General features: G+C 74.2%; 24 protein-coding genes and 6 pseudogenes. 15 read left to right on the forward strand and 15 right to left on the reverse strand.

From position 1 onward, the window contains the following. Positions 1-19: 19 nt before the first annotated feature. On the forward strand, positions 20-709 hold the full coding sequence (locus U6N30_RS13035) for a GNAT family N-acetyltransferase (RefSeq protein ID WP_324277604.1): 690 nt from the start codon (positions 20-22) through the stop codon (positions 707-709). On the opposite strand, the gene U6N30_RS13040 is transcribed toward U6N30_RS13035, so the two are convergent. The 10 genes and pseudogenes from U6N30_RS13040 to U6N30_RS33835 all read right to left on the reverse strand — a co-directional run. Then, positions 590-1,789 carry a uroporphyrinogen-III synthase gene (locus tag U6N30_RS13040; protein WP_422678107.1) on the reverse strand — a complete coding sequence of 400 codons (1,200 nt, stop codon included), beginning with the start codon at positions 1,787-1,789 and terminating at the stop codon, positions 590-592. The genes U6N30_RS13035 and U6N30_RS13040 overlap by 120 nt on opposite strands. A gap of 87 nt (positions 1,790-1,876) precedes the next feature. Beyond that, positions 1,877-2,331: pseudogene (locus U6N30_RS33830) on the reverse strand (PP2C family protein-serine/threonine phosphatase); the annotation flags it as partial. A 145-nt stretch (positions 2,332-2,476) separates the two neighbouring features. Then, positions 2,477-2,656, reverse strand: a complete 180-nt coding sequence (locus tag U6N30_RS13050) for a hypothetical protein (protein WP_324277607.1) — start codon at positions 2,654-2,656, stop codon at positions 2,477-2,479. After that, a complete protein-coding gene (locus U6N30_RS13055) occupies positions 2,653-3,261 on the reverse strand; it encodes a hypothetical protein (RefSeq protein ID WP_324277608.1) in 609 nt (202 codons plus the stop codon). The genes U6N30_RS13050 and U6N30_RS13055 overlap by 4 nt, the downstream gene beginning before the upstream one ends. Then, positions 3,258-3,602 carry an ANTAR domain-containing protein gene (locus U6N30_RS13060; RefSeq protein ID WP_324277609.1) on the reverse strand — a complete coding sequence of 115 codons (345 nt, stop codon included), beginning with the start codon at positions 3,600-3,602 and terminating at the stop codon, positions 3,258-3,260. Before U6N30_RS13060 ends, U6N30_RS13055 begins: the two co-directional genes overlap by 4 nt. Then, positions 3,518-3,994, reverse strand: coding sequence for a GAF domain-containing protein (locus tag U6N30_RS13065; protein ID WP_324277610.1), 477 nt, complete (start codon positions 3,992-3,994; stop codon positions 3,518-3,520). The genes U6N30_RS13060 and U6N30_RS13065 overlap by 85 nt, the downstream gene beginning before the upstream one ends. 111 nt (positions 3,995-4,105) lie before the next feature. Next, positions 4,106-4,393 carry a hypothetical protein gene (locus U6N30_RS13070; protein WP_324277611.1) on the reverse strand — a complete coding sequence of 96 codons (288 nt, stop codon included), beginning with the start codon at positions 4,391-4,393 and terminating at the stop codon, positions 4,106-4,108. Then, positions 4,390-4,692: a hypothetical protein gene (locus U6N30_RS13075; protein WP_324277612.1), complete on the reverse strand. Its 303-nt coding sequence runs from the start codon at positions 4,690-4,692 to the stop codon at positions 4,390-4,392. Before U6N30_RS13075 ends, U6N30_RS13070 begins: the two co-directional genes overlap by 4 nt. Positions 4,693-4,697: 5 nt before the next feature. Beyond that, positions 4,698-5,150 (reverse strand): MBL fold metallo-hydrolase, encoded by a 453-nt coding sequence (locus U6N30_RS13080; RefSeq protein WP_324277613.1) that lies wholly within the window; start codon positions 5,148-5,150, stop codon positions 4,698-4,700. A gap of 244 nt (positions 5,151-5,394) precedes the next feature. Continuing rightward, positions 5,395-5,643, reverse strand: a pseudogene (locus tag U6N30_RS33835) (MBL fold metallo-hydrolase); the annotation flags it as partial. Positions 5,644-5,852: 209 nt separating this feature from the next. On the opposite strand from U6N30_RS33835, the gene U6N30_RS13085 reads away from it, so the two are divergent. From U6N30_RS13085 to U6N30_RS13105, 5 genes are all read left to right on the forward strand, one after another. Further along, positions 5,853-6,293 (forward strand): PH domain-containing protein, encoded by a 441-nt coding sequence (locus U6N30_RS13085; protein ID WP_324277614.1) that lies wholly within the window; start codon positions 5,853-5,855, stop codon positions 6,291-6,293. Positions 6,294-6,675: 382 nt separating this feature from the next. Further along, positions 6,676-7,248: a translation initiation factor IF-3 gene (infC, locus tag U6N30_RS13090; RefSeq protein ID WP_324278283.1), complete on the forward strand. Its 573-nt coding sequence runs from the start codon at positions 6,676-6,678 to the stop codon at positions 7,246-7,248. Between the two features lie 98 nt (positions 7,249-7,346). After that, positions 7,347-7,541 (forward strand): 50S ribosomal protein L35, encoded by a 195-nt coding sequence (gene rpmI, locus U6N30_RS13095; RefSeq protein ID WP_092200389.1) that lies wholly within the window; start codon positions 7,347-7,349, stop codon positions 7,539-7,541. A 39-nt stretch (positions 7,542-7,580) separates the two neighbouring features. Then, on the forward strand, positions 7,581-7,970 hold the full coding sequence (rplT, locus tag U6N30_RS13100) for a 50S ribosomal protein L20 (protein ID WP_324277615.1): 390 nt from the start codon (positions 7,581-7,583) through the stop codon (positions 7,968-7,970). A gap of 46 nt (positions 7,971-8,016) precedes the next feature. After that, positions 8,017-8,832, forward strand: coding sequence for a TrmH family RNA methyltransferase (locus U6N30_RS13105; protein ID WP_324277616.1), 816 nt, complete (start codon positions 8,017-8,019; stop codon positions 8,830-8,832). Positions 8,833-8,849: 17 nt separating this feature from the next. On the opposite strand, the gene U6N30_RS13110 is transcribed toward U6N30_RS13105, so the two are convergent. Next, complete coding sequence (locus U6N30_RS13110; protein ID WP_324277617.1) at positions 8,850-9,788, reverse strand: AurF N-oxygenase family protein; 939 nt, start codon at positions 9,786-9,788, stop codon at positions 8,850-8,852. A 115-nt stretch (positions 9,789-9,903) separates the two neighbouring features. On the opposite strand from U6N30_RS13110, the gene U6N30_RS13115 reads away from it, so the two are divergent. After that, positions 9,904-10,536, forward strand: a complete 633-nt coding sequence (locus tag U6N30_RS13115; protein ID WP_324277618.1) for a TetR/AcrR family transcriptional regulator — start codon at positions 9,904-9,906, stop codon at positions 10,534-10,536. 123 nt (positions 10,537-10,659) lie between these two features. Continuing rightward, positions 10,660-10,968 (forward strand): annotated as a pseudogene (locus U6N30_RS33840) (DUF4873 domain-containing protein); the annotation flags it as partial. Here the strand turns inward: U6N30_RS33840 and U6N30_RS13120 are convergent. The 4 genes from U6N30_RS13120 to U6N30_RS13135 form a co-directional block, all read right to left on the reverse strand. Next, on the reverse strand, positions 10,866-12,062 hold the full coding sequence (locus tag U6N30_RS13120) for a diguanylate cyclase domain-containing protein (RefSeq protein WP_324277619.1): 1,197 nt from the start codon (positions 12,060-12,062) through the stop codon (positions 10,866-10,868). The pseudogene U6N30_RS33840 and the gene U6N30_RS13120 sit on opposite strands and share 103 nt — an antisense overlap. Next, positions 12,032-13,072 carry a sensor domain-containing phosphodiesterase gene (locus tag U6N30_RS13125; protein WP_324277620.1) on the reverse strand — a complete coding sequence of 347 codons (1,041 nt, stop codon included), beginning with the start codon at positions 13,070-13,072 and terminating at the stop codon, positions 12,032-12,034. The genes U6N30_RS13120 and U6N30_RS13125 overlap by 31 nt, the downstream gene beginning before the upstream one ends. 125 nt (positions 13,073-13,197) lie before the next feature. Next, positions 13,198-13,512, reverse strand: a complete 315-nt coding sequence (locus U6N30_RS13130) for an EamA family transporter (protein ID WP_324277621.1) — start codon at positions 13,510-13,512, stop codon at positions 13,198-13,200. Further along, on the reverse strand, positions 13,509-14,039 hold the full coding sequence (locus U6N30_RS13135; RefSeq protein ID WP_324277622.1) for an EamA family transporter: 531 nt from the start codon (positions 14,037-14,039) through the stop codon (positions 13,509-13,511). Before U6N30_RS13135 ends, U6N30_RS13130 begins: the two co-directional genes overlap by 4 nt. Positions 14,040-14,223: 184 nt before the next feature. Between U6N30_RS13135 and U6N30_RS13140 the strand changes: the two genes are divergently transcribed. The 7 genes and pseudogenes from U6N30_RS13140 to argC all read left to right on the forward strand — a co-directional run bounded on the left by U6N30_RS13140 (position 14,224) and on the right by argC (position 20,409). Then, entirely contained in the window at positions 14,224-15,291 is a 1,068-nt protein-coding gene (locus U6N30_RS13140) for a phenylalanine--tRNA ligase subunit alpha (protein ID WP_324277623.1), read from the forward strand. Positions 15,292-15,319: 28 nt separating this feature from the next. Then, a pseudogene (pheT, locus tag U6N30_RS13145) lies at positions 15,320-16,768 on the forward strand (phenylalanine--tRNA ligase subunit beta); the annotation flags it as partial. Then, positions 16,687-17,021: pseudogene (locus tag U6N30_RS13150) on the forward strand (hypothetical protein); the annotation flags it as partial. The pseudogenes pheT and U6N30_RS13150, both read left to right, overlap by 82 nt. A 128-nt stretch (positions 17,022-17,149) precedes the next feature. Then, the gene (locus U6N30_RS13155) at positions 17,150-17,800 is read left to right on the forward strand and encodes a phenylalanine--tRNA ligase subunit beta-related protein (protein WP_324278284.1); all 651 of its coding nucleotides are present in this window, start codon (positions 17,150-17,152) and stop codon (positions 17,798-17,800) included. Then, the gene (locus tag U6N30_RS13160) at positions 17,793-19,313 is read left to right on the forward strand and encodes an SDR family NAD(P)-dependent oxidoreductase (RefSeq protein ID WP_324277624.1); all 1,521 of its coding nucleotides are present in this window, start codon (positions 17,793-17,795) and stop codon (positions 19,311-19,313) included. Before U6N30_RS13155 ends, U6N30_RS13160 begins: the two co-directional genes overlap by 8 nt. A 44-nt stretch (positions 19,314-19,357) precedes the next feature. Then, positions 19,358-19,573 (forward strand): annotated as a pseudogene (locus tag U6N30_RS13165) (hypothetical protein); the annotation flags it as partial. 98 nt (positions 19,574-19,671) lie between these two features. Further along, entirely contained in the window at positions 19,672-20,409 is a 738-nt protein-coding gene (gene argC / locus U6N30_RS13170) for an N-acetyl-gamma-glutamyl-phosphate reductase (RefSeq protein WP_324278285.1), read from the forward strand. Positions 20,410-20,417: the final 8 nt, after the last annotated feature.

Consider the following 20,417-nt stretch of genomic DNA (forward strand, 5'->3'; position numbering starts at 1 on the left):
GACCGGCGCGGGGGAGCGCGTGCGGCAGCTGGTCCGGGAGGACCCGTCGCCCGGCGTGCTCGCCTACGACGGCGACGAGGTGGTCGGGTGGGCGGCGATCCATCCGCGCGCCGGCACGAGTTTCGCCCGCAACCGCCGGATCCCCGTTCTCGACGACCTCGACGTGTGGTCCCTGTGGTGCGTCCGGGTGCGTCCTGGGCACCGCGGCACGGGCATCAGCCACGCGCTGGTCGGCGGCGCCGTCGAGTTCGCCCGCGATCGTGGTGCGCCTGTGGTCGAGGCGTACCCGGTCGACAACCGCGGCGCGAAGGTCGACCTGACGATGGCCTACGTCGGCACGCGGGCACTCTTCGAACGAGCCGGGTTCACCAAGGCGGCCGACACCGACTCGGTGCTCAACGGCTTCCCCGCCTGCTCATGCGCCTCGATCTCCGGTGAGCCCGGGCGACGGGCGGGTGCGCCAGCCCCACCCGCACGCACTGAGGTTCGCGGTGCCGCAGCGGGGTTCGCCGTCGACCGCGCGTTCCGCGGCCACACCGTGAACCCGAGGTCGTCCGGCGCCCAGGACGCCCGTACGTCCCCGGGGTCGTCAGACGGCCAGCCGGTAGCCGCGCTTGACGACCGTCTCGACGACGGGGGCACCCAGCGCGGCGCGCAGGCGGGTGACGGCCATCTCCACCGCGTGCCCGTCCCCGCCGCCGGGCAGTGAGCCGACCAGATCGGCCCGGGCGACGACGTGACCAGGCCGGCGGGCCAGCTCGCGCAGCACGGCCATCGGCCCGGGCGCGAGCTCGAGCAGCGCACCGTCGAGCACCACGGCGTACCCGCGCACCTGCATGGTGTGCGCGCCCAGCCGCAGCACCGGGTCGCGCTCGGGCAGCCGGGCGACGACCTCCCGCGCCAGCGCACCGAGCCGGGCGCGTCCGGGCTGGACGGAGGGGATGCCGGCGGCGTCCAGCGGGGCGGCGGTCACCGGCCCGACGGCGACCGCCAGGACCCGCCCGCCCATCGCCGTCACGACGTCGTCCCGCAGGCCGAGGCCGTCGGCGACGGTGAGCAGGCTGGTGGCGGCGGGGGCGCTGGTGAAGGTCACGGCGTCCACCCCGCCGGAGGCGATCGTGCCCACCAGCCTGCGCACGGGTGCCTCGTCCTCGGGCAGCACCCACCGGTACACCGGGACGGTCAGGACGTCGGCACCGGCGGCGCGCAGGCCCGCGACCAGGTCGGGCAGCGGGTCACCGTGCAGCTGGACGGCGATCCGGCGTCCCTCCAGCGACCCCTCGGCGCCGGACAGCAGGTGGGAGAGCACCTCGGCCGACGATTCCGACTCCGGTGACCATGCGTCGACCAGGCCGCCACCCCGGATCGCTCCACGGGCCTTCGGGCCGCGAGCCAGCACCCGTGCCGAGCGCAGATGTTCGACCAGAGGCAGGTCCCAGGCGTCGGCGGCCTCGAGCCAGCCGCGGAAGCCGACCCCGGTGGTCGCGACGACGAGGTCGACGGGGTGAGCGAGCACCTCGCGGGTGGCGGACACCAGCTCCGCGTCGTCGGACAGCGGGACGATCCGGATGGCGGGCGCGTAGACCACGCGGGCGCCCCGGCGGTCCAGCAACGCGCCCAGCTCCTCCTTGCGGCGGGCGGCGGTGACCGCGACCGTGTAGCCGGCCAACGGCGGCGGATCGGTTCCCGCCTCGGGCCGGGTCTCGGTTTCGGTCATGCCACCATGGTGCGGCCCCCGTGTTGCGCGCGTGTGTCGGCGGGCGGTGTCGCTGGGTGAGACGCGCGACATGCCGTCAGGAGGGGCGGGCCCGACCTGCTGCCACCGGGCGAGCAGGACGGTCGCGTCGTCCTGGAGGAGACCGCCCTGGTGCCGGAGCACCGCCTGGGTCAGCCGACGCACGGTCTCCGGCGGCGGCTGGTCCGCGGCGATCTCCCGGGTGAGGAAGTCCATCAGCCGCTCCTCCCCGAACCAGCTGCCCGATGCGTCGCGCGCCTCGGCGATGCCGTCGGTGTAGAGGCACAGCCAGTCGCCCGGCTCGAGCGTCTCCTCCGCGATCGTCAGGCCGTTCACCTCCAGCCCGAACGGCACCCGCCGCCCACCGGTCAACTTCTTGACCACCCTGCCGCCGCGGAGCAGCACGGGGGCGGATGTCCCGCGTTCACGTAGCGCAGCCGGCCCGAGGCCAGGTCCACCTCGGCGAGCACCCCGGTCACGAAGGCGCTGCCTGGGAAGGTCTCGGCCACGACCTCGTCGATGGCCGCGGCCTGGTCGAAGACACCACGGGCGTCGCGGCGGGCGCTGCGGTAGCCGGCCAGCGCGCCGGCGGACATCAGGGCGGCCGGGACACCGTGCCCCACGGCATCGAAGATGGCCAGGGACACGGTCCGCTCCGAGAGCGCGTAGTCGAACGCGTCGCCCCCACCTCGTAGCTCGGCTCGAGCATGCCGGCCAGCACGAAGTCGTCCGTCGCCGCGGTCAGCGGGGAAGCTGCTGCCAGATCAGCTCCGCGGACGTCGCTAGCGGCCGTCGGCGCCGCATCCGTTCGAGCTCGTCCCCGTAGGGCCCCATCGAGGCGATGAGATGTCCGAGCATGCGGGCCAGCCACGTGACCTGCTGGCGGAGGCCCGGGTCGTGGAGCTCCGCCGCCGAGCTCATCCCCACCTCGAGGACGCCGAGGCGATCCGCTCCGTCGACGACGGGGACCCACATCCGTGGGCTGTCCGCCCGGTCGGACGTGAGGAGCTGGTTGTCGCGGAACGACCGGCCTGCCATGGTCCCGTCCACCGCCTGGTGTTCGGGGAGGAGGTGCCGTCTGCAGGCAGCCGGAGGAGGGCGCGCTGCTCGTGGTCGATGAGATGGACCTCGATGTCCACGCCCAGTGCTCGGCCCGCCGACGCGGTGAGTGCCGGCAGTCGCTCCGGCGGGGACGAACCGGCGGCGCCGAGCAGGTCCACCAGTGCGGCGAGCGGACCGGCCGTCGGGCGGGTGAGCGGCATGGGCCTCGTGTAGGGGACCCGCCGCTCGGTGACGAGCTCGTCCAGGCGCTCGTTGATCGCGTGGGCGAGCAGATTCGACTCGGCGGGCGGTAGGAGCACGAGACCGGTCAGGTGTGCGTCCAGATCCATCAGGTCCCCCGTGCCACCGAGGGCGAAGTACCGGATCCACAGCTGGTCCAGCGGCAGCTCGGCGAAGTCCAGGGCAGCGCGCAGCGCCGAGCGCCGCTGGTCCTCGGGCGGCCGGCCGCCGGCCTGCCCCATCATCGTCTACGTCGGGCAGCCGACTCGACGACGGCCCGGGCGGCGGCAGCCACGGACATCCCGTCGCGCCCCGCCTGGCGCAGGAGGACGGTCATGGCCGAGGCCTCGTCCAGGTTGCTCCGGCCCATGAGGAAGCCCTTCGCCATGCTGACGACGTCGCGGTCCCGGATGACCTCACGCATGCCGTCGGTGAGCCGTTTGGCCCGGTCGTAGGCCTGGACATTGGCCACGAGGACGGCGGCCTGCGTGGAGAACATGCTCAGCAGCTGCTCGCTGTGCGTGTCGAAGACCCGGGGCCGCTCGGCGTAGACCTTGATGGCCCCGAGGCAGGTGTCGCCTCCCACCAGGGGGCGCTGAGGGTGGCCCGCAGGCCCAGGGGCAGCGCGGCGGACGCCCAACGCGGCCAGCGCCGGTCCTCGGCCATGTCATCGATGCGCACCACCTCGCGGGTCACCGCGGCGGACAGGCACGGTCCCTCGTCGAGTTCGTACTGCAGGGCGTCGGCCTCCCGCACCCGCTCGTCCGTGGCCCCCGACGACGTCCTGCGGTTCCCGTCGACGATGGAGACGCCGGCGCCGGCGGAGCCAGGGACCGTCTCGCGGGCGAGGGCGCTGAGGATTCCGAGGGCCGTGTCGACGGTCTCGTGGGTCAGCAGCAGGCCGGACATCCGGGCGAATACTCCGGCGAGTTCGTCGGTGAGCGGCAGGTGCTGGTCGGAGGGATGGCTCCCGGGCACGGCATGTCCTCTTCGGGACGAGGATCCTGCGCCACCGTGTCTTCGATGGGAGAACCCCTCTGACCCTGGCCAGAAGGAGCACGTCGCAAACGTCCGCCCGGTGCGCCTTCCTCAGCGGCGGTCAGTCGAGGAGCCGGAGGCCCCCGGGTGGGCCCCTGATCCGTCCAGGCGGAGGTCGGCGCGGGCGCGGGTGTCCTCCCGGGCGAACTCGGCCGCCTCGGTGACCAGCCAGCGCTGCCACTCCTCTGCCAGGTCGGCGCCGTCGCGGGCCAGACCCCGCGTCAGCCGCAGGGCCGCCGGTGCCTCCACCCACAGCCGCAGCGTCGTCCACGGATCGAGGGCGCGAAGGCTGCTCCCGCACCCCTCGACCACCAGCACCGGGCGCACGGGCACGGTCACCGGTTGGGGCCGAACCGGCCCGTGGCCCAGTCGTACCGGTGGTGGCTTCCCGGGCGGCCCTCGGCCAGCGGCCGGAGCACACCGGCCTGCAGCCGTGCCACGGCGCCGGTGAGCGTCCAGCCGGCATAGAGGTCCTCCAGGTGCACCAGCGCGGCGTCGTCGCCCAGGGCGGCCACCAGCCGGCCGGCGAGCGTGGTCTTGCCCGAGCCCGCGGGCCCGTCCACGGTGACCAGCCGGACGTCGCCGAGACGCGCCGGCGCAGCACGGATGCGCGCCGCCAGCGCGTCGGCCGGGAGCACGCCGGTCAGCGGGCGGCCAGGGTCCACGTCGGGACCGGCCCGCCGTCGCTGACGACCAGGCCCCGGCTGGCGAGCAGGCGCAGGTGGGCGTCGGTCTCGGTGACGGCGAAGATCCGCATGCGCCGCTCGTACTGCTGCCAGGGACGGGACCAGGTGAGGTGCGCCGCCAGCTCCCACGGGGTCGATCCGGGACGGCTGCGGATGGCGGCGAGCAGCTCGGTGAGCCGCTGCTCGTGGTGGGCGGTCAGGGCGTCGATCCGCGTGTCGAGGCCACGGAATCGCCACTCGTGCGCCGGTACCACCTCGTCGGGGTCGAGGTCGCGGACGCCGGCGAGCGAGTCGAGGTAGTCGCGCAGCGGGTCGGCGAGCCCGCTGTGGCCGGTGGAGATGTTGGGGGTGATCCGGGGAGCACGTGGTCCCCGGAGAAGAGCAGCCGGGTGTTCTCCTCGGCGAAGCACAGGTGGCCGGGCGTGTGCCCCGGCGTGTGGACGGCGCGCATGCGCCAGCCGGGAAGTCGGCGTGCTGGCCGTCCTCCAGCAGCCGGTCCGGGGCCGCCATGCGCGTGAAGCGGTCCATGTGCTCGGCCGGGCCGACGTCGGACACCGCCTCCGCGCGGTCGGCCCCGAGACCGACGAGGAACTCCACCTCGCTGGCCACCGCGGCGGCGCCGTCCCGCCGGTTCCAGCCCTGGACGAGGGTGGCGTCCGCCGGGTGCATCGCGACCCAGGCGCCGCTGGCCTCGCGGACCCGCGCGGCGAGCCCGAGGTGGTCGAAGTGCAGGTGCGTCACCAGCACGCCGCGGACGTCGGTCAGGTCCGCGCCGATCGACGCGAGACCCCCGGTGAGGGCGGCCCAGCCCTCGTCGCTCTCCCAGCCGGTGTCGAGCAGTCCCAGCCCGCCGCCGTCGAGGGCGAACGCGTGCACGCTGACGTAGCGCAGGGGCCCGCCCATGGGCACCGGGATCGACCAGAGCCCGTCCCGCAGCTGCTCCACGCCCGGGAGCGCTCGGGCCTGCCACGCGTCGTGCTGGGCGGTGCCGGTGATCTCCACGGACCGGCACTCTGCCAGCCGCCCTCCTGCCGCCGTCGACGGCGCGGGGCTGCGACCATGGACGCGTGACAGCTGCGCCCGCCGGTTCCGTGTCGGCCGTGCCCCGACGCATGCGACTGCTCCTGGCCGTCCTGGCCGCGGTCGTGGTGGGCGTGATGGGGTTCGTCGCCGCCGGGCTGAAGGAGACGACCAACACCGTCGTCACCTACCGGACCTCCGACCAGGTCGCGCTGATCGGCATCGGGCTGCTGCTCGGCGCCGGCATCCTCTTCCTCGGGCGGTCCCGGGTCGACGCCGACGCCGAGGGGCTGCGCGTCCGGAACGTCGTGGTCGCGCACCAGCTGCCCTGGCGGGCGGTCCGGGCGGTGCGGTTCGAGCGGAAGTCGGCGTGGGCGTCGCTGCTGCTGGAGAACGGGGACGAGATCTCCCTGCTCGCCGTCCAGGCGGTGGACAAGGAGCACGCGGTCCGCGCCGTCGAAGGCCTCCGTGCGCTGCGCGAGGCGGCCCGGGCGGACGACCCGGTCCGCCCGCCGCTCCTCTACGACGATTAGGCCCCGTCCGGAGGCTCGCGGCGGACCCCTGCAGGGGGCCGGTCCAGCACGTCGCCGGGGGAATGATCGGCGCAGTGGAGACGCTGTAGTATCGGCGTGCCTCTCTGCTTCATGGAGGCACGCGAACCATCCGGCGGCCCTTCCCGGGCCGCTGATCCAAGAGGAGCCCGCTCCCACCTGACGCCGTCCAGGCACTCAGGTCCCCGGATCGCGAGAGCCGGCCATGTCGGTTGTCGCGTTCCGCACGCCCTCCGGGTGCGTGCGGCACCGGAGAACGGGCCCCGTGAGCTGACGCTCCGGGGCCTTCGTCTCATCCGGCGCCCGGGACGGGCCAGGACTCCTCACAGGCAAGAGCAGAGGAGAGGCCATCACCGAGCCCCGCATCAACGACCGCATCCGCGTCCCCGAGGTCCGACTCGTCGGACCCGAGGGTGAGCAGGTCGGCGTCGTGTCCATCGGCGAAGCACTGCGCCTGGCGCAGGACGCCGAGCTCGACCTCGTCGAGGTCGCGCCCATGGCGCGTCCTCCGGTCTGCAAGCTCATGGACTACGGGAAGTTCAAGTACGAGTCCGCCCAGAAGGCCCGCGAGGCCCGGCGGAACCAGGCGCTCACCGTCATCAAGGAGATGCGGCTGCGCCTGAAGATCGACCCGCACGACTACGAGACCAAGAAGGGCCACGTCGAGCGCTTCCTCAAGGGCGGCGACAAGGTCAAGATCACCGTGATGTTCCGCGGTCGCGAGCAGTCGCGCCCGGAGATGGGCTACCGCCTGCTGCAGCGGCTGGCCGCCGACGTCCAGGAGCTGGGCGTGGTCGAGTCCAACCCCAAGCAGGACGGCCGCAACATGGTCATGGTGATCGCCCCGCACCGGAACCAGGCAGCCACGGACGCCGCCCGCCGCACCGCCAAGGCGGAGAAGGCATCGGCGACCGAGGAGCAGGCGCCCAGCGCCTGAACGGCCGCACGCACGCACCACCGAGACGGTCGCGCGCCCGGGTGACAGCTGCACGCTGCCGCCGAGCACCGACGACAGAGACGAACAGGACGAGGGACATGCCGAAGCAGAAGACCCACAAGGGCACGGCCAAGCGCGTGCGCGTGACGGGGTCCGGGAAGCTCGTGCGCGAGCACACCAACAACCAGCACAAGTTCGAGCACAAGTCGTCCTCGCGCAAGCGGCGGATCAAGGGCATCGGGGTGCTGTCCCCGGCCGACACCAGCCGTATGAAGAAGCTGCTCGGTCTCTGACCGCCCCTCTTCCCGCAACGAACAGACAGGAGCTCTCACGTGGCACGCGTGAAGCGGGCGGTCAACGCCCAGAAGAAGCGCCGGACGACCCTGGAGGCCGCAGCCGGCTACCGCGGTCAGCGGTCCCGGCTGTACCGCAAGGCCAAGGAGCAGCTGCTCCACTCGGCGACGTACTCCTACCGCGACCGCAAGGCGCGCAAGGGTGACTTCCGCAAGCTGTGGATCACCCGCATCAACGCCGCGGCCCGCCTGAACGACATGACCTACAACCGGTTCATGCAGGGGCTCAAGCTCGCCGGCATCGAGCTGGACCGGCGCGTCCTGGCCGAGCTGGCCGTCAACGAGCCGGCCGCCTTCGCCTCGCTCGTCGAGTCCGCCCGGGCCGCGCTCGCCGCGAACCCCGAGGCGACCGGCGCAACGGCCGCCTGATCCTGGCTTCCCGCGAGTGCGACGAACTCGTGGTCATCGCGCGCTGATGGCCACGAGTTCGTCGCATTCGGCGCACAGGGAGCTGCTGACCGAGCGGTCCGCGCGCATCGTCGCGGCGCGCAAGCTCACCCGCCGGTCCGGCCGCGACGCGGCCGGCCTCTTCCTCGCCGAGGGGCGGCAGGCCGTCGTGGAGGCGCTCGTCGAGCCGGACGGCGTCCGGGAGGTCCTCGCCACCGAGCCCGCCGCCGCCGCGCACCGCGACCTGCTCTCCGCAACCCGCGTCCCCGTCCGGCTGATCACCGAGAAGGCCGCCGCGGGGCTCTCGGAGACGGTGACCCCGCAAGGGCTGCTGGCCGTGTGCGAGCTCCGGGACGTCGACCCGGAGACCCTGGTCGCCCGGCCGCCGCAGCTGTCCGTCGCGCTGGCCGAGCTCGCCGACCCGGGCAACGCCGGCACCGTCCTGCGGACGGCGGACGCGTGCGGCGCCGGTGCCGTCGTCTTCGGCGCGGGGTCCGCTGACCCCTACGGCGGCAAGGCCGTGCGGGCGAGCGCGGGCAGCCTCTTCCACGTCGACGTCGTCCGCGGAGCGCCGTTGGAGGAGCTGCTGCCGGCGGTCCGGCGGGCCGGGGTCGCCGTGCTCGCCGCCGACGGCGGGGGAGAGGCGTCCCTCGACGAGCTGGCCGAGCGGCTGGCCGGACCGGTGCTGTGGCTGTTCGGCAACGAGGCCCGCGGCGTCCCCGCCGACCTCGTGGCCCTGGCCGACGCACGGGTGCGCATCCCCATGCGCGGGCGGGCCGAGAGCCTCAACCTCGCCGCCGCCGCCGCGATCTGCCTGTACGCCACCCAGCTCGCGCAAGGCTGATCGCGGCGGGCCGGTCGCTAGACCAGCTTGGCGCGCTTCCAGAGCAGCTCGGACGGCCCGCCCACCAGGCCCACGTCCCGCAGGAACGCGACCAGGCCCGTCGATGCGTGCCGCAGCTTGCCCGCGTAGTGCTCGTTCGCCCGGGCGGTGGCCTTCGCCTCCTGCGGGTCGAGCCCGACGGCGGCGTACACCTCCGGCTGCACCAGGTTGTCGGCCACGATCGCGGCGACCGCGGCCACGACCGTGCGGTGCTTGCGAAGCTGCCACGTCGACAGCCCAGGCGTCCGGCGGGCGATCTCCTCACGGGCGAACCGCATGTGCCGGGCCTCTTCCACGACATGGATCTGGCTGGTGGCGCGCGTCAGCGGCTGGACGCGCTCGTCCTTCATCAGGTCGCGCTGGAAGATGTCCAGGATCTCCTCGGCGACCAGGAACGCGGCGTAGGCGGCCGGGCCGGCGCCCTTGGCGGCGAACGCCTTCCCGAGCCGGAGGATCGAGGCGGGCGGCTGGTAGGACGGCGCCCCGAACGTCTCGGCGGTGCGGGCGAACATCACCGAGTGGCGGCACTCGTCGGCGATCTCGGTGAGCACCCACTGGACGTGCGGCTGGGCCGGGTCGTCGCCGTAGACGTCGCGCAGCATGAGCTGCATGAGCAGGCACTCGAACCAGATGCCGACGCCGGAGATCGAGCAGTATTCGTGGATGGTCAACGTGATGCGCTGTTCCTCGCTGAGGGAATCCCACAGCGGCGTGGCGTACAGCGACGACCATTCGGGTGACAGACCGTAGAGGTCGTCAGGTATCGGCGCGGTCCAGTCGATGTCCACGACGGGGTCGTAGGACTTCTTCGCCGCCGAGCCCAGGAGGCGGCTGGAGAGCTCCTCGCGGTCGACCCGCCTGCGGCCCGACTGACCGGCGCCCGAAGTGGGCATGGTGGACGAGATGGTTGCGGTCATCGGCGAAATCCCCGGAACGTCGAGCATGGCTGTGAGGAAGGTAGTTGTTACCGTGAAACACATGCAACAGGTGGCGGATGACCGGGGCACCCCGCCACGCGTCGAGGCAGCGCCCGTGCCCGACACCCCTCCGCAGGACGGCCGCCGGTCCCGGTGGACCGAGCACCGGAGGGCCCGCCGCGAGGACCTGATCGGGGCGGCCGTCGAAGCGGTCCGCAGCACCGGTCCCGATTTCGCGGTCGACGACGTGGCGCGCAGCGCCGGGGTCTCCAAGACGGTGATCTACCGCTACTTCTCCGACAAGGACGAACTGGTCGATGCCGTCCTCGAGCGGATCTCGGACACCGTGCTGCTCCCGCGGCTGCTCGGTGAGATCGTCCGCGAGCACGGCGACGACAGGGCCGCGCTGCGCGCCGTCATCACGGCGTTCGTCGCCCTGATCGAGGACGAGCCGGAGCTCCACCGCTTCGCCTACGCCCACACCGGCCGCTCCGGCCGCGCCGACCTGGTGGCCGCGACCGAGCACCGGATCGCCGACGCGCTGGCGGGGCTCTTCGCCGAGCGCCTGGAGGCCGCGGGACGTCCGTCCGGAGCGGCCCGGACCTGGGCCTACGGACTCGTCGGGATGGTGCAGCTGACGTCGCACTGGTGGGCCACCACCCGCCCGGTCCCGGCCGGGGAGCTCGTCGAGCAACTGGTCGCGCTGGCCGACGGTGGGCTCGGCTCCCTGCTGCCCCCGCGGGCCTGACAGGAGACGGATGAGCGGGCACGAGGAAACCGAGGGCTACGAGGGCGACGTCACCGTGACGGTCGAGGGCGAGCCGCCGCGCACCGCGGCGGCCGCGCTGGCCGCCCGGTTCGACCCCTCGCCGGGCACGTCGTCTGGTCCGGCCGCGTGCGGACCGGGCTCCCGCCGCGGACGACCCTGCTGCTCACGACGCCCCACGGCAGCGCGCCGGCCGAGGCGACCGAGCGCGACCCCTGGGGCAACACCCGGATCAGCGGCCTCGGCCGGCCGCCCTTCCGGTGGAGCTCCTCGACGGCGACGGCGAGGGCGTTCCCCGCGGCTGACGGGCGTCAGCGGCGGGGCAGCGCCATGCGCGCGGCCGTCTTCCGGGCGTACATGTCGACGTCGGCGCTGTGCAGCAGCGCGCCGAAGTCTTCGCCGTCCGCCGGGTAGACGCCGATCCCGACGCTCGCACCGACGGCGACCTCGGAACCGCGGAGATCCATCGGAGCGCTCAGGGCGGCCGAGAGGTCGTCGGCGACGCGACGGGCCTCGGCGGCGGCGGACTCCGGGTCCAGCCCGCTGAGGACGACCAGGAACTCGTCCCCGCCGAGCCGGGCGAGCAGGTCACCCCGGCGCAGCCGGCCGCGGAGCGTGCGGGCCGCCGTCTGCAGCAGCTCGTCGCCGACCGCGTGACCCCGGCCGTCGTTGACCGCCTTGAAGCCGTCGAGGTCGACGAACAGCAAGGCGAAGGTGTCGGTGCCGCTGCGGGCATCCCAGACCGCCGTCTCGACCTGTTCCTCGAGCCGGCGCCGGTTGGGCAGGCCGGTGAGCGGATCGGTGTACGCGAGCTCCTCGATCCGGGTCAGGCAGGCGCGGTTGCGGTCGCGCTCCTGCATCAGGGCGCGCTCGGCCTCCACCCGCGCGGTGACGTCGTGCTGCACCCCGATGTACTGCGCGACGGTGCCGTCGGGGTCGAATACCGGCGCCAGGTGGATCTCGTTCCACCACGGCTCCCGACCGGGGCCCCGCAGGTTGAGGACGGTCTCCCGGCACTCCTCGCCGCGGGCGATGGCCGACCGGATCCGGGCGACCGCCGCGGGGTCGGTGTCGGCCGACTGGAGGAACCGGCAGTTGCGGCCCAGGACCTCCTCGCGCGGCAGACCGGCGAGCTGCTCGAAGGCCTCGTTGACGTAGACGAGCGGCTGGTCCGGCAGCCGCATGTCGGCGATGGTCACGCCGCTGGTCGTCGCCGCCAGGGCACTGCGCAGCAAGGCGTCGCCGTCGACGCCGATCGGCGGCAGGGCCGGGGCTGCGGGGGAGGACTGCGGCTGCGGCCGCGCGGGCGCTTCGACGGCCGTGCTGCCGGTCCGCGGGGCGACGCGGGTGAGCAGGGCGTGCGCGGCCCGCACCACCGTGTCCCGGTCGTAGGTCAGGGCGTACTCGAAGCCACGGTCGAGGTCCGGACCGTCGTCGCCCAGGTCGCGGGCGAGCAGCGCGGCGCTGAAGTGCGGGCTCAGCACGACGACGTCCCACTCGCCCCGCACCGGGTCCGCGGGGTCGAGCGCCGCCCCCGGACGCCGGGCAGCGGCTCCACCGGCAGGTCTTCGCCCAGTGCGCAGACGAAGCCGGTGCGCTCGACCAGGTCGCGGTAGCGCTGGATGGTCGACGGCGTGAAGTGGCGGGCCTCCTGGAAGGTCGCCGCGACCACGCACGTCTCACCGAGCCGCATGGCCTCGCGCTCGAGCTGCTTGCTGAGCTCGATGAGCAGCGACTTCCGCGAGCGGCGCAGCGGCACGCCGGCCGGCAGGCAGCCGAACGGGGAGGAGTCGACCGGTGCCGCCACGGCGCCACCGGGGAGCGCGAGCTCCCCGGTGGGCAGGCCGGGAGCGGCGCCCGGACCGGGCCGGCCGAAGAGCCAGCCCTGGCCGAGGGTGGCGCCGAGCGCGCGGGCGGTCGCCAGGTGCTCGGCGGTCTCGATGCCTTCGGCGAGGACGACGGCGCCGGTCCGCTCGGCGTGCGCGTTCACCGCGTTCATGATCTCGGCGACCGCCGGCCCTGGCCGCTCCTGCACGAGGCGCAGGTCGAGCTTGACCACGTCGGGGGACAGCAGCGGGAGGAAGGCCAGCGACATCGAGTCCGCGCCGACGTCGTCGACGGCCACGCCCCAGCCCAGGGCGCGCACCCGCTCGACGGTGCGCAGCAGCTCGGCCGGGCGGGCGGCGAGGGCCCGCTCGGTGATCTCCATGACGATGCGCAGGTCCTTCGGCGCACCGTCGGCGATGGCCAGCAGGTCATCGAGCGGTGCGCTGTCGAGGATCTCCGGCTCGACGTTGACGAACACGGTCAGCGGCGCCAGCAGGCCCTGCTCCACCGCGCCGCGGAACGCCGCGGCGCGGCAGAGCTCGTCCAGCTCGGCCAGCCGACCGGCCGTCCGCGCTGCCGCGAACAGCAGGTCGGGCCGCTCGAGGGGCCCCTGGGGGCCACGGGCGAGCGCTTCGTAGGCGACGACGGCACCGGTGTCGAGCTCGACGATGGGCTGGAACACGCTGCGCACGCCGCCGGGAGCCAGCGCCGCTGCGAGCGCGCTCTCCGTCGATCGGGGGAAGGGTCCACGCCCTGCCATCGGCCGGCCCGGCCGATGGGATGAGCCGACGTCGACTGAGTCACCCCAAGGGGGACTCAATTCGGCAGCGTGATCAGCACGACCGCGGCAGCCGCGGACAGCAGGCCGGAGACCTGCGCGCCCACCAGCCGTTCGCGGAGCACCACCTGCGCGAGGACCACGGTGCTGACCGGGTACAACGAGGCGAGCACGCCGGTGATGGCCAGCTGGCCGTCGGCCTGGACGGCCAGGAGGAAGAGCGCGTTCGCCGTCATGTCGCCGATCCCGGAGACGGCGACGAGCGGCAACGCCGGCCGGGGGACCCGCAGCGACTGCTTCCCGGCGAGCGCGATGAGGACGACGAGCGACACCGACGCCAGCCGGGCGGTCACCAGGGGGTCAGGCCGGCATCGGCCGACGTCCGGTCGAGGAGCACGAAGAAGAGCCCGAACATCGCCCCGGCCAGCAGCGCGGGGGCCAACGCCGAGGTGCGCGCCGCGCGCAGCGCGGACAGGCCCGCCTCCGCGGACGCCAGGACGACGGCCACGAGGGCCAGCCCGATCCCCGCCGCCGTCCACGGGCCGATGGTCTCGCCCTGGAGCAACCCGACGAGGACGGGCACGGCCGCGGCGGTGACCGCGGTGACCGGCGCGACGACGCTCATGACGCCGCCGGCCAGAGCGCGGAAGAAGACGACGAGCCCCGCGGCGCCGGCCAGCCCGGCGGCCGCGCCCCAGCCGAGGTCGGCGCCGGCCACCGGGCCGCCGAGCCAGGGCAGCAGGACGAGCAGGGCAGCCAGACCGACGAGCTGTGACACCGCGACGACGCCGAAGACCGATGCCTTGCGGCTGGCCAGCCCGCCGAGGAAGTCCGACGCGCCGTAGACCACGGCCGAGGCCAGGGCGAGGACGACCGCCACGAACGACCTCCTGCTGCCCCGTTCGATGATCAGGTTCCCTGATCATGGTGGGTCCTCCCTCAGCGTCGACGGTGAGGTAGGACCCTGTGCGGTGAGGTAGGACGCGGCTGCCAGCGCCGCGCGGGCATCCTCGCAGCGGAACCCAGACGCGGGCGGCCGGGCCCAGCGGGCAGAATGGCCTCCCGTGTCTGGCGCCAACGATCCATACGACCCGAAGCAGGTCGCCGCGCTCTCCCCGGAGGCCCTCGACGACGCGGTAAGGGCCGCGCACAAGGCCTTCGCCGGCGCCGGTGACCTGGAGGCGCTTGCCGCGGTGCGGCCGGCGCACCTCGGCGACCGCGCGCCCGTCCTGCTGGCCCGCCGCGAGCTCGGTGCCCTGCCACCGGCCGCCCGCAGCGACGCCGGCAAGCGGGTGAACGCCGCCCGCCAGGCGGTCACCGATGCCTACGCCGAGCGCCTGGCCGAGCTGGAGGCCGAGCGGGACGCCCGTGCCCTGGCCGAGGAACGGGTCGACGTCACGCTGCCCTGGGACCGCATCCCGCGCGGCGCCCGGCACCCGCTGACGACGTTGACCGACCGGATCGCCGACATCTTCGTGGGCATGGGCTACGAGGTCGCCGACGGCCCCGAGCTCGAGGCGGAGTGGCTGAACTTCGACGCGCTCAACATCGGCCGCGACCACCCCGCCCGCACGATGATGGACACGTTCTTCGTGGCGCCGGCGGACTCCGGCCTCGTGCTGCGCACCCACACCAGCCCGGTGCAGGCCCGCACCATGCTGTCCCGCACCCCGCCGATCTACGTCGTCGCGCCGGGCCGGGTGTACCGGACCGACGAGCTCGACGCGACGCACACGCCGGTCTTCCACCAGGTCGAGGGTCTGGCGATCGACCGCGGGCTGACGATGGCCCACCTGCGCGGCACGCTGGACCACCTGGCCCGGTCGCTGTTCGGTGCCGACGCCATCACCCGCTGGCGGCCAAGCTACTTCCCGTTCACCGAGCCGTCGGCGGAGTTCGATGTCTGGTTCCCCGAGCACCGCGACGGCCCGCGTTGGGTCGAGTGGGGCGGCTGCGGGATGGTCAACCCGCGGGTGCTGGTCGCCTGCGGCATCGATCCGGACGAGTTCTCGGGCTTCGCGTTCGGCATGGGCATCGAGCGCGCCCTGCAGTTCCGCTCCGGGGTCGGCGACATGCGCGACATCGTCGAGGGCGACGTCCGGTTCACCACGGCATTCGGAGTAGAGCAGTGACCGACCGTCACGAGGGAGCGGCAGAGTAATGCGGGTCCCCATCGGCTGGCTGGCCGAGTACGTCGACGTTCCCGCGGGGACGTCCGTCGAGGACCTCGACCTCGCCTTCGTGCGCCTCGGACTCGAGGTGGAGGAGATCCACCGTCCCGAGCAGGTCACCGGGCCGCTCGTCGTCGGCACGGTCCTGGAGATCGAGGAGCTGACCGGGTTCAAGAAGCCGATCCGCTACTGCCAGGTGGACGTCGGGGAGGACGCTCCGCGGGGCATCGTCTGCGGCGCCCGCAACTTCGTCGTCGGCGACACCGTCGTCGTGGCGCTGCCGGGAGCCGTGCTCCCGGGCGGGTTCGCCATCGCCGCGCGGACCACCTACGACCACGTCTCCGACGGGATGATCTGCTCGGTCCGCGAGCTGGGCATCGGCGAGGACCACGCCGGCATCCTGGTTCTCGGCGGCCACGGCGCCGACGTGCCGCCGCCCGGGACCCCGGCCGGTCCGGTCGTCGGGCTGGACGACGTCGTCGTCGAGCTGGCGGTCACCCCCGACCGGGGCTACTGCCTGTCGATGCGCGGCATCGCCCGCGAGATGGGCACCGGCCTGGCCGCGCCCTGGCGCGACCCCGGCGCGATCACGCCGCCCGCGTGGTCGGGCGCGCCCGCCTGGGAGGTGGCCGTCGCCGACCCCGAGCGCTGCGACCGCTTCTCCATGCTGGCCATGGAGGGCCTGGACCCGACCGCGCCGAGCCCCTGGTGGATGCGCCGGCGCCTCGCGCAGGCCGGCGTGCGCAGCATCTCCCTGGCCGTCGACGTCACCAACTATGTGATGCTCGAGCTCGGCCAGCCGATGCACGCGTTCGACCGGGACGCCGTCACCGGCCCGATCACCGTCCGGCTCGCCCGCGACGGCGAGAAGCTGACCACTCTCGACGGCACTGTGCGCAGCCTGTCGACCGACGACCTGCTGATCACCGACGACAGCGGCCCGATCGGCCTGGCCGCCGTGATGGGCGGCGCCACCACCGAGATCGGCGACGGGACCACCGCGGTCCTGCTCGAGGCGGCGCACTGGGAGCCGACCGGCGTCGCGCGCACCGCCCGCCGCCACCGGCTGCCCAGCGAGGCCGCCAAGCGGTTCGAGCGCGGCGTCGATCCGGAGATGACCGTCGTCGCGCTGGCGCGGGCCGCCGACCTGCTGTGCGAGTACGGCGGTGCCCAGGTGGTGGGCGGGGTCGTCGACATCGACACCCGCGGACCGCGACCGGCGATCGAGCTCGACGCCGCCAAGCCCGCGCAGGTGGCCGGTGTGCCGTACACGGCCGCCCAGGTCGTCGAGCTGCTGGAGGCCGTCGGCTGCGCCGTCGACGCGAGCGCCGGCCCGCTGGCCGTCACCCCGCCACCATGGCGGCCCGATCTCACCGACCCGGCCGATCTGGTCGAGGAGGTCGTCCGGCTCGCCGGCTACGACGACGTCCCCTCGGTGCTGCCGGCGGCGCCGCCCGGCCGTGGGCTGACCGACGTCCAGCGCCGGCGGCGCGCGTCGGCCGGACCCTGGCGGAGGCCGGTTACGTCGAGGCACCGTCCTACCCGTTCGTCGGGACGCCGGTCCTGGACGCGCTGGGCCTCCCCGAGGACGACGAGCGCCGCGAGGTGGTGCTGGTGCGCAACCCGCTCTCGGAGGAGGAGCCGGCGCTGCGCACGACGCTCCTCCCGGGCTGCTCGCCTCGCTGGCACGCAACATCTCCCGCGGGCAGCGCGACGTCGCGATCTTCGAGCACGGTGCCGTCTTCCCCGGGGGCGCCGCTCGCCGGCTCCGCTGCCCGGCGTCGACCGACGGCCGGACGACGAGATTCTGGCCGCGCTGCTGGGTGCGGTCCCGGCCCAGCCGTGGCACGTCGCCGTGGCGTCGACCGGCAATCGTGAACCCCGTGGCTGGTGGGGCCCGGGGCGGCCGGCGACCTGGGCCGACGCCGTCCAGGCCGCCCGCCTGGTCGCCGCCGCGGCAGGCGTGGAGCTGACCGTCCGGGCGGGGGATCGGGCGCCCTGGCACCCCGGCCGGTGCGCGGAGCTGCTGGCGGACATTCCGGACGTCGGCCCCCGTGTCGTGGGATATGCGGGCGAGTTGCACCCGCGGGTGTGCGCCGCGCTGGAGCTGCCGGCGCGCACCTGCGTGATGGAGCTGTCGCTGGACGCGCTGCCCGAGCGCGCCGTTCCGGTGGGCCCGCCGATCTCGGCCTTCCCCGGTCCTCCTCGACCTGGCGCTCGTCGTGCGCGACGACGTGCCTGCGGCCGAGGTGGCCGGTGCGCTGCGCGAGGGGGCGGGGAGCTGCTGGAGTCACTGCGGCTCTTCGACGTCTACACCGGTGCGCCCGTGCCGGCCGGCTCCCGCTCGCTGGCCTACGCGCTCACGCTGCGCGCGCCGGACCGGACGTTGACCAGCGAGGAAGCGACGGCAGTGCGCGATGCCGCGGTCGCGGCCGCCGCTGCCTCGACCGGGGCTGAGCTCCGTGCCTAGCCTCGCCGGCCAGGTTGCTCTGGTCACCGGTGCCTCGACCGGGATCGGCCGGCACCTCGTCGAGGCGCTGGCCGCCCAGGGGATGGCCGTGGCCGGGCTGGCTCGAGGCGAGGAGCGGCTGCGGGCCGCGATGGACGAGGTGGCCGGCGCGACGGGTGCTCGGACCCTCGCCGTGCCCGCGGACGTCACCGTCCGGGGGTCGGTGGAGGCAGCGGTGGAGGGCGTGGTCGCCGAGCTGGGCCAGATCGACCTGCTCGTCAACAACGCCGGCCTGATCGACGCGCTGGAGGTGCCGCTCTGGGAGGCCGACCCCGACCAGTGGTGGGACGTCGTGTCCAGCCACATCAGGGGCGGCTTCCTGCTGTCGCGGGCCGTGATCCCGTGGATGGTGCTGCGCAACCGCGGCCGGGTGGTCAACATCGCCAGCGGGATGAGCGTGCGCGCGCGGCCCGAGTACTCGGCCTACTCGGTGGCCAAGACCGGGCTGATGCGCCTGACCGAGGCGCTGGCGGAGGCGCTCGACGGCAGCGACGTGCGCGCCTTCGACGTCTCGCCGGGCGTCGTCGACACTCCGATGACCCGCTCCATGGCGATGTGGGAGGGCTTCGAGGACTGGACGCCGCCCGAGCGGGTCGTCGAGCTGGTCGTCGCCATCGCGGCGGGGAGCTGGACGCGTGGTCCGGGCGTTTCCTGCGCGCTGGCGCGGACGACCCGGATGCCGTCCGCGGGATCACGCCGGAGGACGCCGCCCGACGGCTACGCCTCCAGCCCTACGGGGACGACGACCCGATCGCCTGACCGGCATCGCCCTCCACGTGTCGGTGACATCCGCCATAGTGCCCGGCGCGCTCGCGGCCGTCGTCGTCGGCGTCGCGTTTCGCGGCCGTGGACCGTCGGACGTCCGCCCCGCTCCTTCCCCGTGGCGCTGGTGCGCAGGCCGCAGGTGTTGCGCGGCACCAGCGGTTCCTTCGTCAACACGGTGACCACCAGCGGGATCGCCACCCTGATCACGCTCTACCTGCAGGCCACGCTGGGCCGGTCGCCGCTGGAGGCGGCGGCCACCCTGCTGCCGCGCAGCGTCTCGGTCATCGCCGGCTCGGCCCTCGCCGCCCGGCTGATCGTGCGACCTGCGCGCGAGCGGGTCACCGCCGCGGGGCTGGCCCTCATCGGGGCCGGCATCCTGCTACCCCTGCTGGCACCTGCCACCGCCGTCCTCGTGGTGGCCGGCATGGCGCTGGCCGGTGTGGGGCTCGGCCTCGCCGCGGTCGCGACCACCTCGCTGGGCACCGACGTCCTGGAGTCGCTCCGGGCCACCTCGTCCGGCGTCAACAACACCAGCGCCCAGCTCGGGACGGCGGTCGGCACGGCGCTCGTATTGCTGGTGGCGGCGACCACCACGGGCGTCCCGAGCGCCTCCTCCGGCACACCGGCGGTCGCCTGGGCGGTGACCGCGCTCATCGCGTTCCTCGCCGCGGCCGGGTTCGCCAGGCTGCGCGCGGGCTCGCGGCCCTGACGGCCGCGCGGGCCGAGCGCTGGGGAATAACCGAGTGAACGGTCATGCATGCCCGTGTATGGTCATGCAGTGTGAGTACAGGGCAGACGTGGACGGTCGGGGTCACCGGCGCCACCGGGTATGCGGGCGGGGAGGTGTGCCGGCTGCTGGCCGGGCACCCGAACCTCCGCCTCGCCGGGGTGCACGCCAATGCGAGCGCCGGCCGACGGCTGGGTGAGCTGCAGCCGCACCTGCTGCCCTTCGCCGACCTGGAGGTCCGGCCGAGCGGCGCCGAGGATCTGGCCGGTTACGACGTGGTGGTGCTGGCGCTGCCGCACGGGAGTCCGCGGCGATCGCCGGGCAGCTGCCCGCGGACACGCTGGTCGTCGATTGCGGCGCGGATCACCGGCTGGAGGATCCGGCGGCCTGGGCCCGCTGGTACGGCGGCGAGCATGCGGGGTCGTGGCCGTACGGGCTGCCGGAGCTGCCCGGTCAGCGGGAGCAGCTGGCCGGTGCCCGGCGGATCGCCGTGCCGGGCTGCTATCCGACGTCGGTGACCCTGGCGATGGCCCCGGCCCTGGCGGCCGGGCTGGTGGAGTCCGAGGTGGTGGTGGTCGCGGCGTCCGGCACCTCCGGCGCGGGCAAGTCGGCCAAGCCGCACCTGCTGGGCAGCGAGGTCATGGGCTCGGTCAGCGTCTACGGCGTGGGCGGGGTGCACCGGCACACGCCGGAGATGATCCAGAACCTGTCGCAGGCAGCAGGTGCCCCGGTGGGCGTGAGTTTCACGCCGACGCTGGTGCCGATGAGCCGGGGCATCCTGGCCACCTGTTCGGCGAGGCTGCTGCCGGGCGTGGACGCCGACGCCGCCCGGGCGGCGTACGCGAAGGCCTACGCGGACGAGCCGTTCGTGCACCTGCTGCCGGAGGGTCAGTGGCCCACGACCGCGCAGGTGCTCGGCGCCAACACCGTCGCCCTGCAGATCGCGATGGACGCGGACGCCGGCCGGCTGGTGGTCGTCGCGGCCGTCGACAACCTGACCAAGGGCACCGGGGAGCGGCGCTGCAGTGCGCCAACCTCGCCCTGGGCCTGCCCGAGACCACCGGTCTTCCCCTCGTAGGAGTAGCG

Source organism: Blastococcus brunescens (assembly GCF_035320885.1).
GTDB classification, from domain to species: domain Bacteria; phylum Actinomycetota; class Actinomycetes; order Mycobacteriales; family Geodermatophilaceae; genus Blastococcus_B; species Blastococcus_B brunescens.